Origin of the sequence: Streptomyces sp. NPDC001532, assembly GCF_040298625.1 — a bacterium.
In the GTDB taxonomy this organism is placed as follows: Bacteria; Actinomycetota; Actinomycetes; order Streptomycetales; family Streptomycetaceae; genus Streptomyces.
The window spans coordinates 48,994-64,028 of record NZ_JBEPAL010000049.1 but is presented as its reverse complement, the minus strand read 5'-3'; the positions used below and the strand labels follow the sequence as shown (position 1 = coordinate 64,028).

At 72.6% G+C, this 15,035-nt stretch carries 15 protein-coding genes and 1 pseudogene; 11 read left to right on the top strand and 5 right to left on the bottom strand.

Annotated features, from left to right (window positions below; all coding sequences use genetic code 11):
• Positions 1 to 120: acyl-CoA dehydrogenase family protein (locus ABT232_RS32610; RefSeq protein ID WP_351846782.1), on the top strand; the 120-nt coding region annotated here is incomplete at its 5' end.
• 5 nt (positions 121 to 125) lie between these two features.
• Positions 126 to 1,019, top strand: coding sequence for a 3-hydroxybutyryl-CoA dehydrogenase (locus ABT232_RS32605; RefSeq protein ID WP_351846774.1), 894 nt, complete (start codon positions 126 to 128; stop codon positions 1,017 to 1,019).
• A gap of 11 nt (positions 1,020 to 1,030) precedes the next feature.
• Here ABT232_RS32605 and ABT232_RS32600 read toward each other — a convergent pair whose 3' ends face one another.
• The gene (locus ABT232_RS32600) at positions 1,031 to 1,585 is read right to left on the bottom strand and encodes a TetR/AcrR family transcriptional regulator (RefSeq protein WP_351846772.1); all 555 of its coding nucleotides are present in this window, start codon (positions 1,583 to 1,585) and stop codon (positions 1,031 to 1,033) included.
• Positions 1,586 to 1,779: 194 nt separating this feature from the next.
• On the opposite strand from ABT232_RS32600, the pseudogene ABT232_RS32595 reads away from it, so the two are divergent.
• Positions 1,780 to 2,193 (top strand): annotated as a pseudogene (locus ABT232_RS32595) (amidohydrolase family protein); the annotation flags it as partial.
• 14 nt (positions 2,194 to 2,207) lie between these two features.
• On the opposite strand, the gene ABT232_RS32590 reads toward ABT232_RS32595, so the two are convergent.
• A complete protein-coding gene (locus tag ABT232_RS32590; RefSeq protein WP_351846770.1) occupies positions 2,208 to 2,801 on the bottom strand; it encodes a TetR/AcrR family transcriptional regulator in 594 nt (197 codons plus the stop codon).
• Between the two features lie 98 nt (positions 2,802 to 2,899).
• Here ABT232_RS32590 and ABT232_RS32585 point away from each other — a divergent pair, with 98 nt between their 5' ends.
• The gene (locus tag ABT232_RS32585) at positions 2,900 to 3,805 is read left to right on the top strand and encodes an oxidoreductase (protein WP_351846768.1); all 906 of its coding nucleotides are present in this window, start codon (positions 2,900 to 2,902) and stop codon (positions 3,803 to 3,805) included.
• Positions 3,806 to 4,108: 303 nt separating this feature from the next.
• A complete protein-coding gene (locus ABT232_RS32580; RefSeq protein ID WP_351846765.1) occupies positions 4,109 to 8,239 on the top strand; it encodes a CHAT domain-containing protein in 4,131 nt (1,376 codons plus the stop codon).
• A 57-nt stretch (positions 8,240 to 8,296) separates the two neighbouring features.
• On the opposite strand, the gene ABT232_RS32575 is transcribed toward ABT232_RS32580, so the two are convergent.
• Together ABT232_RS32575 and ABT232_RS32570 are read right to left on the bottom strand one after the other, a co-directional pair.
• The gene (locus tag ABT232_RS32575; RefSeq protein ID WP_351846763.1) at positions 8,297 to 9,982 is read right to left on the bottom strand and encodes a multicopper oxidase family protein; all 1,686 of its coding nucleotides are present in this window, start codon (positions 9,980 to 9,982) and stop codon (positions 8,297 to 8,299) included.
• 101 nt (positions 9,983 to 10,083) lie between these two features.
• Positions 10,084 to 10,800, bottom strand: a complete 717-nt coding sequence (locus ABT232_RS32570) for a hypothetical protein (protein ID WP_351846760.1) — start codon at positions 10,798 to 10,800, stop codon at positions 10,084 to 10,086.
• A 400-nt stretch (positions 10,801 to 11,200) separates the two neighbouring features.
• Here ABT232_RS32570 and ABT232_RS32565 point away from each other — a divergent pair, with 400 nt between their 5' ends.
• From ABT232_RS32565 to ABT232_RS32550, 4 genes are all read left to right on the top strand, one after another.
• The gene (locus tag ABT232_RS32565) at positions 11,201 to 11,761 is read left to right on the top strand and encodes a snapalysin family zinc-dependent metalloprotease (RefSeq protein WP_351846757.1); all 561 of its coding nucleotides are present in this window, start codon (positions 11,201 to 11,203) and stop codon (positions 11,759 to 11,761) included.
• Positions 11,762 to 11,920: 159 nt separating this feature from the next.
• Positions 11,921 to 12,526 carry a flavodoxin family protein gene (locus ABT232_RS32560; RefSeq protein ID WP_351846755.1) on the top strand — a complete coding sequence of 202 codons (606 nt, stop codon included), beginning with the start codon at positions 11,921 to 11,923 and terminating at the stop codon, positions 12,524 to 12,526.
• A gap of 182 nt (positions 12,527 to 12,708) precedes the next feature.
• A complete protein-coding gene (locus tag ABT232_RS32555) occupies positions 12,709 to 13,386 on the top strand; it encodes a hypothetical protein (protein ID WP_351846752.1) in 678 nt (225 codons plus the stop codon).
• Positions 13,387 to 13,433: 47 nt separating this feature from the next.
• A complete protein-coding gene (locus tag ABT232_RS32550; RefSeq protein WP_351846749.1) occupies positions 13,434 to 13,715 on the top strand; it encodes a hypothetical protein in 282 nt (93 codons plus the stop codon).
• Between the two features lie 42 nt (positions 13,716 to 13,757).
• Here ABT232_RS32550 and ABT232_RS32545 read toward each other — a convergent pair whose 3' ends face one another.
• Complete coding sequence (locus ABT232_RS32545; RefSeq protein ID WP_450871838.1) at positions 13,758 to 14,093, bottom strand: GNAT family N-acetyltransferase; 336 nt, start codon at positions 14,091 to 14,093, stop codon at positions 13,758 to 13,760.
• A gap of 223 nt (positions 14,094 to 14,316) precedes the next feature.
• On the opposite strand from ABT232_RS32545, the gene ABT232_RS32540 reads away from it, so the two are divergent.
• Both ABT232_RS32540 and ABT232_RS32535 read left to right on the top strand, forming a co-directional pair.
• Positions 14,317 to 14,646, top strand: a complete 330-nt coding sequence (locus ABT232_RS32540) for an ArsR/SmtB family transcription factor (protein WP_351846745.1) — start codon at positions 14,317 to 14,319, stop codon at positions 14,644 to 14,646.
• Complete coding sequence (locus ABT232_RS32535; protein ID WP_351846742.1) at positions 14,643 to 15,035, top strand: VOC family protein; 393 nt, start codon at positions 14,643 to 14,645, stop codon at positions 15,033 to 15,035. The genes ABT232_RS32540 and ABT232_RS32535 overlap by 4 nt, the downstream gene beginning before the upstream one ends.

The following is a 15,035-nucleotide window of genomic DNA, read 5'->3' as shown; positions in this document are numbered from 1 at the left end:
TACCCCGTCGAGCGCATGATGCGCGACGCCAAGATCACCCAGATCTACGAGGGCACCAACCAGGTCCAGCGCATCGTGATGGCGCGCAACCTGCCCGGTGTCCGGGCGGCGGTTCGGTGAGCGCCGTGAACAGCGAGGAGATCCGCCAGGTCGGTGTCGTGGGCTGCGGGCTCATGGGCTCGGGCATCGCCGAGGTCTGCGCGCGCGCCGGGCTGGACACCCTGGTGCACGAGGTGAACGACGACGCACTGCGAGCCGGCCGCCTCAGGATCGAGCAGTCGCTCGCCCGTGGCGTGGAGCGCGGCAGACTCACCGCCCACGAGCGGGACCGCGCCCTGGACCGCCTCACCTTCACCACCGACCTGGCCGACTTCGCCGACCGTGATCTCGCCGTCGAGGCCGTCCCGGAGATCGAGCACCTCAAGCTCGAACTGTTCGCGGCGCTCGACCGCACGATGGTGAAGCCGCAGGCGCTGCTCGCCACCAACACCTCGTCCATCCCCGTCATGAGGCTCGCGGCGGCCACCGGCCGTCCGGACCGGGTCATGGGCGTGCACTTCTTCAATCCGGTGCCGGTCCTCGACCTGGTGGAACTCGTGCCGTCGCTCACCACGTGCGACACGGCCTGGCAGCGGATGCACGCGTTCGTCAGCCGCACGCTGGGCCGGCATGTGATCACCTCTCAGGACCGGGCCGGTTTCGTCGTCAACGCGCTGCTGATCCCGTACCTGTTGTCCGCGATCCGGATGTTCGAGTCGGGGTTCGCCACCGCCGACGACATCGACAGCGGCATGGTGCGCGGCTGCGCCCACCCGATGGGCCCGCTGGCCCTCGCCGACCACATCGGCCTCGACACCACCCTGGCCGTCGCCGAGTCCTTGTACGCCGAGTTCAAGGAGCCGCTGTACGCGCCGCCTCCGCTGCTGTCGCGGATGGTCGAGGCCGGACACCTGGGCCGCAAGTCCGGGCGGGGGTTCTATCCGTACGCCGCTGTGCCGGCTGCGCCGAAGCGGGCCTGAGCGCGGGCGGCTCAAGCGTGACCGCGTACCGCCGTCAGGGGCAGCAGCACCTCGTCGACGAGGGCGGCCACCTCGGACGGTGGTACCTCGTCGTGCTGCATGGACTCCATGATGATCAGTCGTGGTCCGAGGGAGGCGAGGCGCTGGGTCACCGCGGCGGCATCGGCCTCGCCGCGGTCGGCCGTGGCGCGCAGGATGTCCAGCAGGAGGTGCTGGTGCGGCACCACCACCGCCCGGAAGATCTCGTCGAACAGCTCCGGGTGGCGCGGGCGCTGGGCGATCAGCGGGCGCAGTGCGCGGCCTCTGGGCTCCACGAGGCTGCCGGCCAGCCCAGTGAGCACGGACAGCAGGTCACCGCGTAGGGAACCGGTGCGGGGCGGGACGGGCTGGGCGAAGCCGGTCGCCGGGTCGGAGAGTGCGGCGAGGAGCGGTTCGGCCGGGGTGGTCCAGCGGCGGTAGAGGGTGGTCACCCCGGTGCCGGCGCGGGCCGCGACCTTCTCGAGGCTGAGTTCCTCGAAGCTCGTCTCCGCCAGCTCCTCCAGTGCGGCCAGGTAGATCGCGCGCAAGAGCTCCGGTCCCCGTCGTTCGTATCTTTTTCGGCTCGGCGGGTGCGCCGGAACCAGCCGACCGAGGGCCCGCCACGCGGGCCGCACGGCCGGGCCCCCTAAAGCCCGATCACCCGCACCCCAAGAACCCGAGAACCCGCGAACCCGAGATCCCGAGATCCCGAGAACCGAGGACCGAGGACCGAGGACCGTCCATGGCCGAAACCGCCGACGAGCTGATCGACGTCCACGCCCACTTCGTCACCGACTCCTATGTGGCCGCCGCCCGGGCGGCGGGCCACATCCATCCCGACGGCATGCCGGGCTGGCCCTCCTGGGACGCGTGCGAGCACCTGCGGCTCATGGACGAGCACCGCATCCGGACCTCGCTGCTGTCCATCTCCTCTCCCGGCACCCACTTCGGCGACGACACGGCCGCCCGCGCGCTCACCCGCGAGGTCAACGAGTACGCCGCCGAGCTGGTGCGTGCCCATCCGGCCCGCTTCGGCCACTTCGCCTCGCTCCCCCTGCCGGACATCGACGGCGCCCTCGTCGAACTCGCCTACGCGCTGGACGTGCTGGGCAGCGACGGCGTCACCATCGGAGTGGCAGCCGGCCGGGTGCTCGGGTCCCGGCGGCACCGTCAGCGGGGCTTGAGGCCGTGCAGGAGGGTGTGGACGAGGTCCTCGAGGCCGGCCAGGGCAGCCTCGGGTGCGAGCATGCCGCCGGCGGCGAAGGCGGCGAGGCCGTGCAGGCTCGCGCCGGCGATGAGGGTGAGCTGCTCGGGATCGCCCTCGACGATCTCGCCGCGCCGCTGGGCGTCGGCCAGAACCCGCTCCAGGGAGCCCACCGTGCGGTCGATCGCCGACGCCATCTGCTCGGAGGCGCCGGGGTCGTGCTTGCGGGCGTACATCAGCTCCAGCAGTTCGGCGTTGTCGAGGGCGAAGCGGAGATAGGCGCGGGCGAGGGAGGTGATCCGCGGTTCGAGGGCGAGGCCGGGGTCGTCGGCGGCCTGGAGGGTCTGCTCGAGACGGTCGTAGCCGGCGAGGGCGAGGGCGTTGAGCAGGGCCTGCTTGTCCTTGAAGTGGCGGCCGGGCGCGGCATGGCTGACACCGGCCTCGCGGGCCAGTTCCCGCAGGGAGAGCGCGGTGACGCCCTTCGTCCGCAGGGTGCGCTCGGCACCGGCGAGCAGGGTGGAGCGCAGGTCTCCGTGGTGGTAGGGGCGGCTCTCGGGCATGGGGTCATCGTAGACCGGTGTTGGCATCGTCAGCTTTGTTGTCGACGTCCGCATTGTTGTCATTGACAGCATTGTTGTCGACGCCTACATTCGGAGGCATGACCCAGACGCAGCAGTGGAACGCGACCGAACTGCCCGATCTCAGCGGCCGTACGGCCGTCGTCACCGGCGCCAACAGCGGCATCGGCCTCACCACCGCCCAGGCGCTGGCCGGTGCGGGCGCGCATGTCGTCCTCGCCGTACGGGATCCCGAGCGCGGCCGGGCCGCCGCCGCGAGCGTGCCTGGCAGCACCGAGGTGCGGCGACTCGATCTGGCCGACCTGGCGTCCGTCCGGGAGTTCGCCGCGGGGTGGGAGGGGCCGCTGCACGTGCTGATCAACAACGCGGGCGTGATGATGATCCCGCGGAAGCGCACCAAGGACGGCTTCGAGATGCAGTTCGGCACCAACCATCTCGGGCACTTCGCCCTGACGAACCTGCTCCTGCCGTACGTCACCGACCGCGTGGTCACCATCTCCTCCGCGGCCCATCGCTGGGGCGACGCGGCGATTCACTTCGACGACCTGAACAGCGACGCAGCCTACGACCCGCGGGGCGCCTACGGTCAGTCCAAGCTGGCGAACCTGTTGTTCACGCTGGAACTGCAGCGCCGGCTGACCGAGTCCGGCTCCCGGGTCCGCGCCCTGGCGGCCCACCCCGGGTACTCGGCCACCAACCTCCAGAGCCACGCGGCGAGCCGGGTGGCCCGGCTGGGGATGCGGTTCTCCAACAAGTACCTGGCTCAGAGCGACCGGGCCGGCGCCCTGCCGACCCTGTACGCCGCCACCCAGGACCTGCCCGGCGCCTCCTACGTCGGCCCCGACGGCTGGGGCGAGTTCCGCGGCGGGCCCACCCTGGTGTCCCGGTCCCGGGCGGCGAGCGATCCGGCGACGGCCCGGCGGCTGTGGACGGTCTCCGAGGAACTCACGGGTGTGGTGTGCCCGTTGCAGGCGCAGATGGCCTGAGCCCTGTGGCGGTGGTCGACCGATGCCGCGTCTGCTCACCGTGTTCGGGACCCGGGCGACGGGCCACTGTTCGCCCACGTGCCGACCGGCACCGCCGCGGAGCGCCCTCCCCGGCGGTGGTGACGGCGGCCTGAGCCGAGCGCACCCACCGTCCGCCCGGCCGACCGGGGCCACCGCCTCGCCGCACTCTCCAGCCATGACAGCACACCACAGCCGGGAAACGACCGAGCAACGCCCGCTTTTCGGCGCGGAGTTGAGGTTCACTGGGTCCAGGGGTGCGGGCGCGCCGGAATGGAGCCGGGGATGCTGGACGGCAGTGCCGAGAGCGAGATCGTGGACAGGGAGATCGCGGACGGGGACCTCAGCGGTGTGTCCGAGGAGGAGCTGCGGGAGTGGATCGCCCAGGCGCGTGCCGAGCTGGCCCGGCACCCGTCCGACGGCGGCCTCGACCGGTCGGCGTCGCGGGTCGCCATGGGTCTGTGGCTGGCTGAGCTGGCCGAACGCCGGGGCGACCTTCAGCAGCTCGATGCCGCGATCGCCGCCGTCGACCAGGCGGTCGCCGAGGATCCCGGCCACCGGGACGTACCGCGATGGCGCGGAATCCTCGGCCAGTTGCACTGGTTCCGGTACGAGGCGATCTGCGGCCCCGACCCCACCCCGGACCGGCTCGCCGCACTCCTGGCTGAGCCCACCCGGCAGTTGGAGGCCGCCGCGGCCGTCCTCCCCGCGGGCGAGGAGATCACCCGCCAGGTCCGGGCCCGGCTGGGTATCGCGTACGGCACCCGGTTCCTCAGCACGAACGACCCGGCGGACGTGGAAGCGGCGATCACCCAGCTGGGCGAGGCGCTGGACGGCGTACCCGAACCCATGGGCCAGCCGGCCTTCTTCCGCTTCCACCACGGGCAGCAGTACGCCCGTCGCTTCGATCTGACCGGCGCCGACGCCGACCTGGAGCGGGCCCTCGCCGAGATCCGGCGAGCCGTCGACGACGGCGAGAACTCCGGCGAGTGCGACGACGGCTGGTTCCCGATCGCCCGCGCCCAGTTCGCCAGGATCCTGCTCCTGCGGCTGCCGGAGGCCAGGGAACACCGCGACCCGCGCGACGTCGCCGAAGCCCTGGTACAGCTGGAGCATCTGCCGCTCGACAGCCCCTTGCTGGCCGAGTATCCCCTGCCGGTGCTGCGGAACTACGGCCGGCTGCTGCGCGAGCGGGCCGGCGAGCAGACGAACGCGGCGGACGCGCGGCGGGCCCTCGCCGTGCTGCGCCAGGTCGCGGAGCGGTGGCCCTCGGACGCCCCGGACCGCTGGAGCGCGCTGATGGACCTGGCCGCCGCATGGCAGGTGGTGGCGCTGGACACCCTCGACGCGCAGGCCCTGCGCGCCACCGAGGACGCCTACGCGGAGGCCCTCTCCGTGCCCACCTGCCCGCCCGGCGTCCGCAATTACCTCCAGGCCACCCGCGGTTACGTCAGAGGTGTCCGGGTCCGCGCCGGTCAGCTGCCGGACACGCCCGACGATCCCGTGATCGCCGCGGGGCGGCGGGCGGCGACCGCGCTCCAGCAGGCCATGGCGGCGCGGGCGGAAGGCGGGCCGGAGTCCGGTGGCGCCGCATCCGAGGATCTCCAGTGGCTGGGCCTGACGAGTTTCGGGCCGATGGGCGAGGACCTCCAGCGGGTGATCGAGCGCTGCCAGAAGGCCGAGGCGGGCGCCGGTCTGCGTCGTCTGCCCATGCTGCTGATGGCCTTCTTCTCGCCGTCCCTCGGCGGGCTGGGGATCACTCCCGGCGCCGAGGAGGTCATGGAACAGATCCGTGCGGCCATGGCGGTCCTGCCGCAGCAGGACCCGATCCGGACGAGCCTGCACATGGTGGCCGGCCAGACCGCCCTGACCGTCGGCGGGCGGTCCTACGACGCGGCTCAGTTCCAGGTGGCGCTGCACCACTTCGACATGGCCCTCGCCGCGCCGGACACCGCGACGGCGGACGACGCGCTGCGCGGCAGCCGCGAGGTGTGCCGCATCGCCGCGCTCTCCTTCCTGGCGCAGGTGCGGGGCACGCAGGACGCCCTCGCGCGGGCCGCCGCCGAGCTGGCCGCGGTGCGCGCCGACCCGTCGGTGACCGCGTACACACGCCTGTACGCGGCCGTGCAGCACGCCCTGATCGGGGCGCGCCGGGCGTTCGCCGTGAGTGACGGCACCGGGCTGGCCGTGGCGGCGGAGGAGCTGCGTCACGCGATGGACCGGCTCCCGACGGACGACGCCATGCGCTCCAAAGTGGTCCCGCTGCTCGACGCGCTGACCTCGGCTCAGCAGTTCCTCGCCCCCGGCGTCCCGCCCCGGTCCCCGTCCAGGCCCGCGGACATCGACCCGGAGCGGGTGCGACGGGAGTCGGCGCCGCTGCCGCCGCGCGATCGTGCGGAGGCGCTGGGCACGGCCGGACTGGCGCACGGCTTGCGCGTGCTGCGGGAGCCGGACCCGGGCCGGCTCGACGACGCCATCGCGCTGTTGCGGGAAGCCCTCGCGCTGGATCCCGCCGATGCCGGCGGCAACAGGGTCCGGTTCGCCCACACCCTGTCGACGCTCCTGCTGCACCGGCACCGTGCGGACCGTGACGCGGCCCACCTGGACGAGGCCGTCCGCTGGTCCGAGGAGGTGGTCCGCCTCGCGGCCCATCCCGGGCACTTCGGCTGGGCGCCGTCGGCGATGCAGCTCGCCGAGGCGTACCGCTCGACGAGCACGGCTCGGCCCGCCGCCCGAGCCGAGTACCAGGCCCGCAGCCGTGCGGCCGGGCTGCGCGCGCTGCGCGGCCACGCCTGGCAGGTCCTGTTGCAGTCACGTGCGCAGCACACGGCCGAAGCCCTCACCCTCTCCGCCTCGCACGCCCTGCAGGTGGCCCGCTGGTGCATCGCCGACGGCCGCCTCGACGAGGCGGTGCAGGCCCTGGACGCCGGCCGCGGCCTGGTCCTGCACGCGGCCTCCGCGGTCGGCACGGTGCCACAACGGCTCACGGCAGCGGGCCGTCCCGACCTCGCCGCCGAGTGGCGCACGGCTGCTTCCGCCGACGGCCCCGAGGCGGCCGAGGGCATTCCCGGCGACCTGCGTCACCGGGTGCTCCAGGTCCTCGCCGGCACCGACGACCTCGACGCCGAGGCGCCGGCCGACGACTCCGGCTCCACAGCGGGGACCCGCCTCGGCCACCTGCTCGTCCCGCCTCCGCTCCCCGCCGTCGCCGCCGCGCTGCGCCGGGCCGGGGCGGACGCCCTGGTGTACCTGGTACCCGGCGAGCGTGCGGGGCGCGGGCCCGGTGGCTGCGCCGTCGCCGTCCACGCGGACGGCCGTACGAGCCTGGTGGACCTGCCTCGGCTGACGTCGGACGCGCCCGAGCTCGCCGCCTACCTGGGCCCGCGCGCGGGGACGGGCAGCCGGGACGCGGGGCCCGGCGACGGTGCGCCGTCCGTCCCGACCGGCGGCCGGGAGGTCGGGCGCCGGGCCCTGGAGACCGTCTGCGACTGGGCTTCGGCGGCCGCGACGGAGCCGCTGCTCGCGCATCTGCGCGCACACGGCGCCGTCCGGCCGCCCAAGGTGGTGCTGGTCCCCATGGGGCATCTCGCCGCCGTTCCCTGGCACGCGGCCCGCACCCGCACGCCGGACGGCCGTCACGGCCACCGGTACCGGTACGCCGTCCAGGACGCCGTCGTCTCCTACGCCGCCTCGGCCCGCCTGTACTGCGAGGTCATGGACCGTGAGCCGGTGCCCCGCGACGCGCCCGGCCTGGTCGTCGGGAATCCGACCGGCGATCTGCCGCACGCGGGCCGGGAGGCCGCCGCCCTGCACGCCGCCTTCTACCGCACCGCCCCGTACCTGGGGCGGCACCCGGCCGGCGCGGCCACCGGCACCGGCACTCCGGAGGAAGTCCTCGGCTGGCTGCGGCTGCGTGGCCTGTCTCCGGGCGGAGTGCTGCATCTGGCCTGCCACGCCGAGGTGGCGGCGCACTCGGCAGCCCGCACCTCACACCTCCACCTCGCGGGCGGCACGCTCGCCGCCGAGCAGCTCACCGAGCTGGCCCAGCGCCGCGACCGGCCCGGACGACTGGGGCTGGTGGCGCTGGCGGCCTGCACCACCCATGTCTCCGGGCGCGGCTACGACGAGGCGTTCACACTGTCCACCGCGTTCCTGGTGGACGGGGCCAGGTCGGTGCTGGGCTCGCTGTGGCCGGTGCCGGACGAGGCGACCTCGTACCTGATGTTCATGGTCCACCACTACCTGCGCACCGAGGGCGCCCGTCCCGCCGCCGCGCTGCGGCTGGCCCAGCTGTGGATGCTCGACCCCGAGCGGCGGCCCCCCGCGACCATGCCACCCGAACTGGCCGCGCGGGCCGCCTCCGTGGACCCCGACGACCTGCGGGGGTGGGCGGGCTTCACCCACCTCGGGCAGTGAGGCGGCCGTCCTCGGCCACAGACCGCAGGTCGAAGGTCACAGGTCACAGGTCGCAGGTCACTTCTGATAGCCGACGACGGTCATCATGCCGCTTTCGGAGTGGTACTGGTTGTGGCAGTGGAGCATCCACAGGCCCGGGTTGTCGGCGTAGAAGTCGAACACCAGCTTGCGGTGGGGCAGGACGATGGCGGTGTCCTTGCGGGTCCCCGCCGCGTCGATGCCGGTCAGGGCGAAGGTGTGGCCGTGCAGATGCACGGGGTGCCACATGTCGGTGGCGTTGATGACGGTCAGCCGGACCCGCTCGCCCTGCCGGACCGCGTGCCGCTGTTCCACGGCGTAGGGCTGGTGGTCGATGCCCCAGTCGAACTTCTTCATGCTCCCGGTGAGCCTGATACGGATCTCACGGTCCGGTTCCTCGTCCCGCAGGGCCACGCTCTCCGCAGGCAGGAGACGTCTGGCCGGCACGACGAGCCCGTCCAGCTCCACCGGATGCGCGTCGGGCGAGGGAAGCGCGCCCTGGCTGCCGGTGCGCAGTACCGCCATCGCTCTGGCGCCCTTGCCCTCGGCGAGCGCGACCAGGGGGAACACCCCGTCCTTGGCGGTGACCACAACGTCGTAGCGCTCCGCCATGCCGATCAGCAGGGCGTCCGTGGTCCTGTGCTCGACCGGGTAGCCGTCCGTGTGCGTGATCGTCATCTCGTGGCCGCCGAGCGCCACCCGGAAGGCCGTGTCGGCCCCCGCGTTGATGATCCGCAGCCGGATCCGGTCCCCGGGGCGGGCCCTGAAGACCGACGGAGCCTGCGGAAGGCGCCCGTTGACCAGGTAGTACGGGTAGGCGACATGGCCGGCCACGCCGTGCAGCATGCGGCTGTGGGAGTCGTGCAGGATGCGCGAGGGGACGCCGGGGGCGACGGAGGCCGAGGCGTCGGGGTGGACGGGCGCGCGACGGCCGGCCGCTCCGCCTGCGGCCTCCGGTCCCATTCCCATGTGCATCGGCGGCATGGCCCGGCCGCCTCGCAGCTGGGCCAGCACGCCGTCGGGCGAGGAGCCGCCCACGCCGTCCAGCCAGTCGTCCAGGACGACGACCCACTCCTGGTCGTAGGACAACGGCTCCTTGGGGTCCTCCACGATCAGCGGGGTGTAGAGGCCGCGGTCGGGCTGCATGCCCGAGTGCGAGTGCAGCAGATAGGTCCCCGGGTGCGCGGCGGCGTAGCGGTAGGTGTAGTCCGTGCCCGGCATGATCGGGTCCTGGGTCAGCCCCAGAACGCCGTCCATGTCGCAGCGCAGGCGCACGCCGTGCGCGTGGAGCGATGTCGCCTCGGGCAGGCGGTTGGCCACCGTGAGCTGGAGGAGGTCGCCCGCGGTGACGCGGATCGCCCTGCCCGGCACCATGTCGCCGTACGCCCATGACCTGACCTGCTGTCCTCCCAGGTCGAGAACCGTCTCGGTGGCGGTGAGGCGGTGTCTGCGCAGCGGGCCGGAACCGCGTTCGCGCTCAACGGCCAGGACCTCGGGATCGGAGGGGTTGATGTATCCCTTGGGGCCTTTGGGGACGAAGCCGCCGCCGTCTCCGCTGTGCGCGCTGCCGCTTCCGGGTCCTGCCGCGGAGCCCGGACGTGAGGCGCGTGCGGACGCGGGACCGGGCGGGGACTGCGAGTCCGGCCCGGAACAGGCTCCCAGGACTCCCGCGCCGACGGTCGCGATCGAGGCACTGAGCACGGTACGCCGCTTAGGTGTATTCATGATCAAATAACACACGTTTTGTGATGATATGTCCGGGAAGCGGCGCGGCGCGTCTCGTCAAGGGCCGATCCGAGGCAGCGGTGACACCGCCCCGCGGCCGGCTAGCTCCGGCTCTGCGGGGACGCGGACGCCTCGGGCTCGTCCTCCATGCCCATCAGGGCCTCCTCCTCCGCGCTGAGGCGATCGAAGCAGGCGTTCTCCGTGGCCACGACTTCGGACCGCGCCCATCCGCCCAGGTCGAAGTGGCGGGCGTACACGCTCCAGCCTCGCTTCTCGTACGAGGCCTGGAAGTACGACCGGCCCTCCCCCACGGGTGTCTCCGTGTCCGGGCCGGTCTTCTTCCAGCCCTGCGCGGCGAGCTCGGAGAGCATGGCGTTGAGCTCCTGGCGCCGCTCGGTCGCGGACACCTCCGTGTCGCTCTCCGACGAGCCCGACGACGTGTCCGACGAGTCGTACGACGACTTGTCCGACGACCAGGAGACGACGCAGGGCGAGAGACGGGTGGCGAGGGCGATCAGCTTCCGTTCCTTCTCCGTGGCCTCGGGGTCCGCGGACCGATCCGCCTCGGGGTAGCCCACCTCGGTCTGCCCGGCGGGCATCCCGGCGGCCTCGACGGCCGCGTCGAGCTCACCCTTCACCGCCGCCTGCCCGAACGCCGTCCCGGACGGGGCCGGGGACGACGACGCGGACGCGGACGCGGACGCGGACGGAGCGACGGTCCGAGCGGAGGAAGCGTCACCGCCGCCGCAGCCGGCGGCGAGGACGAGCCCCGCGACGGACATCGCTGCTCGGCCGGCTCTGATCACGTTGGTGCGCATACGGACTTTCCTTGGTGCTGGGTCGCCCCGGTCGGCTCTCGCGGTCCCGGGCGTGGATACCTGAGTGCGGATCTTCGCACGTCACTCACCGGAGACTCACAGGGGGTGAGCGGGCAGGTGAGCGGTCAGGTGACCGGCCTATGACCGTCGTCGCAGCAGGCGTCCCGGTTCGACGTGGCCGCGCCACCGCGGCCGTCCTACGAGCGTGCAGCGGGAGGCGGTGGTGGCGGGCGACGGCGGACGGCGGCGGGGGCAGCGGACCACGGGCCGCGCGGATGTTCGGTTACGGTGGCCCGGTGCCGGGTGCGCCGAATGAGGGATTGGCGCTCGCCGAGCACGGGCAGGGAGCCCAGCAGTACGCGGCATGAGCACGCCCACCTTCCCCCACAGGAGGTCGACCTTGCACGCACGCACACTCGCCCCGATCCTCGCCGCAACCTTCGCAGCGAGTCTGATAACCGCAGGTCAGGCATACGCCACACCCGCAGCCGCCGAGGCCCCGGCCATCGCGGCCCGCGTCGTCACCTACGACGCCGGCGCCTCGGCCGAGTTCAAGGCCGCCGTCGACAGGGGCGCCGCCATCTGGAACGAGAGCGTCGACAGCGTCGAACTGCGCCCGGTCGCGGCCGGACAGCGCGCGAACATCCGGATCCTGGCCGACAACGGCTGGCCCCGCGCCCTGACCACCTCGCTCGGCAACGGCACCGTCTACATCGGCCGGCAGGCCGTCACCCAGGGTTACAACACCGTACGGATCTCGGCGCACGAACTCGGCCACATCCTGGGCCTGCCGGACCGCAAGCCCGGCCCCTGCTCCAGCCTTATGTCGGGCTCCAGCGCGGGAGTGTCCTGCACGAACCCGTACCCCGACGCCGCCGAGAAGGCGGAGGTCGAGGACAACTTCGCGTCGGCGGCGGCATCGCGGGCAGGCGTCCCGCGCCAGGCGGCGCTGGTGGACTGACCCACCGGAGTGCGTGCGTGGGGGCGGTGTGCCCGTCCCCGCGCACGTCCGAACGCGGACCGGGCCGCCCTCGCGCTGGTGGTGAAGGGACGGGATCGATCGGGTGAACAGACCGGACGCCGGCCGTGTGGTTCCGCCGAGCGGGGAAAGAGGGGCTGCATGCGCGCACTCGTCATCAACTGCACCCTCAAGCCGTCACCGCAGCCCTCGAACACCGAGGCTCTCGCCGAGATCGTCATCGCCGCCCTGAAGGGCCACGGAGTGGAAGTGGACGTCGTACGGGCCGTCGATCTGAACCTCAAGCCCGGGGTCGAGACCGACATGGGCGAGGGCGACGACTGGCCCGGCGTACACGAGAAGGTGTTGTCGTCGCAGATCCTGATCATCGCTTCGCCGACCTGGCTCGGTCGCCCGTCCTCGGTCGCCCAGCGCGTCCTCGAACGCCTCGACGCGATGCTGAGCGAGACGGACGACCAGGAGCGCCCCGTCGCCTACAACCGCGTCGCCGGTGTCCTGGTGACCGGCAACGAGGACGGCGCACACCACGTCATCAGCGAGATCAACGGCGCCCTCGGCGACATCGGCTTCACGATCCCCGGTCAGGCCTGGACATACTGGCATCTCGGCCCCGGTCCCGGCCCGGACTACCTGGACGACGAGCGCGGCCACGACTGGGCCGCCTCGACGGGGCGGGCCATGGCGTCCAACCTCGTCCACGCGGCCTTGGCCCTGAACGCGAAGCCGATCCCCGCTCCGCCCTCCTGACCCGGATGAAGGGGGCCCGGATGTCCGGCAGGGTGGCAGACTTCGCCAAGTAGGCTGCCTTGCACCGCCGTTGGGGCGGACCGGGACGAGCAGGCGGCCTTTCGGGGGTGGTGTCCGGTGTCCTACCTTCCGGTGTCACACAGCTCGAGCGGAGCGGCGGGGCCGCTGTCGTGAGCGGCGGCATGGCATGGATCGCCACCGGCTGGCCGCTCGCCTTCGCGGGCGTCAACGCGGCGCTGTACGTGGTCTGGTGGCGGCGCACCGTGCCGCGCGGACGCCTCGGGACGCAGCAGAACCCGGCACTGGCAGCCCTCGTGACGACCGTGCGCCGGCACAAGGGCGCCACCGTCCGCGAGTTGCTGCACGACGCCCGCTTCGCCCGGTTCCGCAAGCTCCTCCAGTCGCGCCGTCCGCCGCTGCGCAGCACGTTCGGCACCTACCGCGTACCCGCGCTGACGGCCGCCCTCGCCACGGCGTTCGGCCTGTCCATGCACGCGATGATCGCGAGGTGTCCGGTGCCGGGACTGCCCGCTCTGGATGCCGGTATGTGGACGACAGCGTGGATCGTCCTGTGGGCCGTACTGGCCGCCCTCGCGGCGATCCGGCCGCCCGCGTTGTCCCGCCCCTGGCCCCGCTTCACCCGCCGCTGCCGCGCCGCGGTCACGCGGGCACTGGCCGGCGAGGACACCCGCACTCGCTACCGGGTGTCCGTCGTCAGCTCGTCCGCTCCGCCGACACCGGTCACGACAGCGCGCTCATGCCCGAGGGGCAGGCCGAGCCGCGCCGGCCGAACGGCGCCCCGGTGGGACCTGGGCGACGTGACGGACTCGGACAGCGGCGATCTCGGCGGAGGAGACTGACCGGCCCGACGGCCGCAGCCGACACCCACCACTACGGAAAGGCAGCCATGCCCATCACCTACCTGCTGCTCGCACGCCTGCCGGAAGGAGGACTCGATGCGTTCGACGCCTACGAGAACGCCGTTCTCCCGCTCCTCGAGGAGCACGGCGGGCGACTGGAACAGCGACTTCGCACTCTGGACGACCGCGTCGAAGCCCATGTCGTGACCTTCCCGAGCGACGAGCACTTCGCCACCTACCGAGCCGACCCCCGCCGCACCTCCGCCGCACCGCTGCTGGAACGGTCCGGCGCGGACATCGAACTGCTCGCCGTGCGCGAGGTGCGGTGACGCCACCGCGTGGGGGGACCTGCCGAGCAGCAGTGCTGCCGCCTAGTCGGCGACCCTGCTCCGGTTCTGGTAGGCGAGGTCGCGGTACTCCGGGTGCCGCAGCATCCAGGCCGAGATGAACGGGCAGGTGGCCAGCACCGGCAGGCCGCGTTCGCGGGCGTCGTCGAGGACCGCGCGCGCCAGGGCGGAGCCGAGGCCCAGGCCGTTCAGGGACTCGTCGATCTCCGTGTGCGGGTACACCACCAAGGCGTCGGTGCGGAGGTAGTCCGCAAGGCCCACGGTCCTGCCGTCGAGGCGTACCTCGAACCGCGAGGCCTCGGGGACGTCGACGATCTCCACGGTCCGGTCGTCGGAGTCGGAAAGGGGTCGTGCGGGCATGTGCATCTCCGGAGATCTTGCGAATGGGCGACGCGCAGGAGCCTATAGCGGCCCTGACCGTCGACCGGCCGACCGGCGCACGGGTTCTGGTCTCCGCGCGCACTCGGAGCGGTCCGGGGTGCTGGGGCAGTGCGTGCCGGCGTCCGAGCTGCCAGGTCCCGATCGCCCTCCTGGCTCCGCCCTCGACTTGATAGGCAAGCGAGGGCTTGCCTATGCTGTGGTCGTGGCCGACGACCTTTTCAAAGCCTTGGCCGACCCCACCCGTCGCACGATCATGGACGAGCTTTCAGAGAGGTCCGGACAGACACTGTTCGAGATCTGCGGGAGGCTGAGCATGAAGCACCGGCTCGGTATCTCGCGGCAGGCGATCTCCCAGCACCTCGCCGTACTGGAGGCCGCCGGGCTCGTCGAGACCAGGCGGGAGGGCCGCTACAAGTTCCATGACCTGAACACGGCCCCGCTGCGGCACATAACCGAGCGATGGCCCGCACCCACCCCGTCCGACGCATCGGAGCCCTCGGACGCCTCAGATACCTCGGAGAGCACCTCATGAAGATCCGTCTGACCAGCGTCTTCGTCGACGACCAGGCAGAGGCCCTGCGCTTCTACACCGAGATCCTCGGCTTCGTGAAGAAGCACGACGTCCCGTTGGGCGAGAAGGACCGCTGGCTGACCGTCGTCTCCCCCGACGAGCCCGGCGGCACCGAACTCCTCCTGGAACCCGCCGGCCACCCCATCGCCAAGACCTACCGCGACACCCTCGTCCAGGACGGCATCCCGCTGGCCCAGTTCGCCGTCGACGACGTGACGGCGGAGTACGAGCGCCTGCGCGCCCTCGGCGTCCGCTTCACCCAGGAACCGCTGGAGATGGGCCCCGTCACCACCGCCGTCTTCGACGACACCTGCGGCAACCTGATCCAGATCGCCACCCAGGCCCCGTAG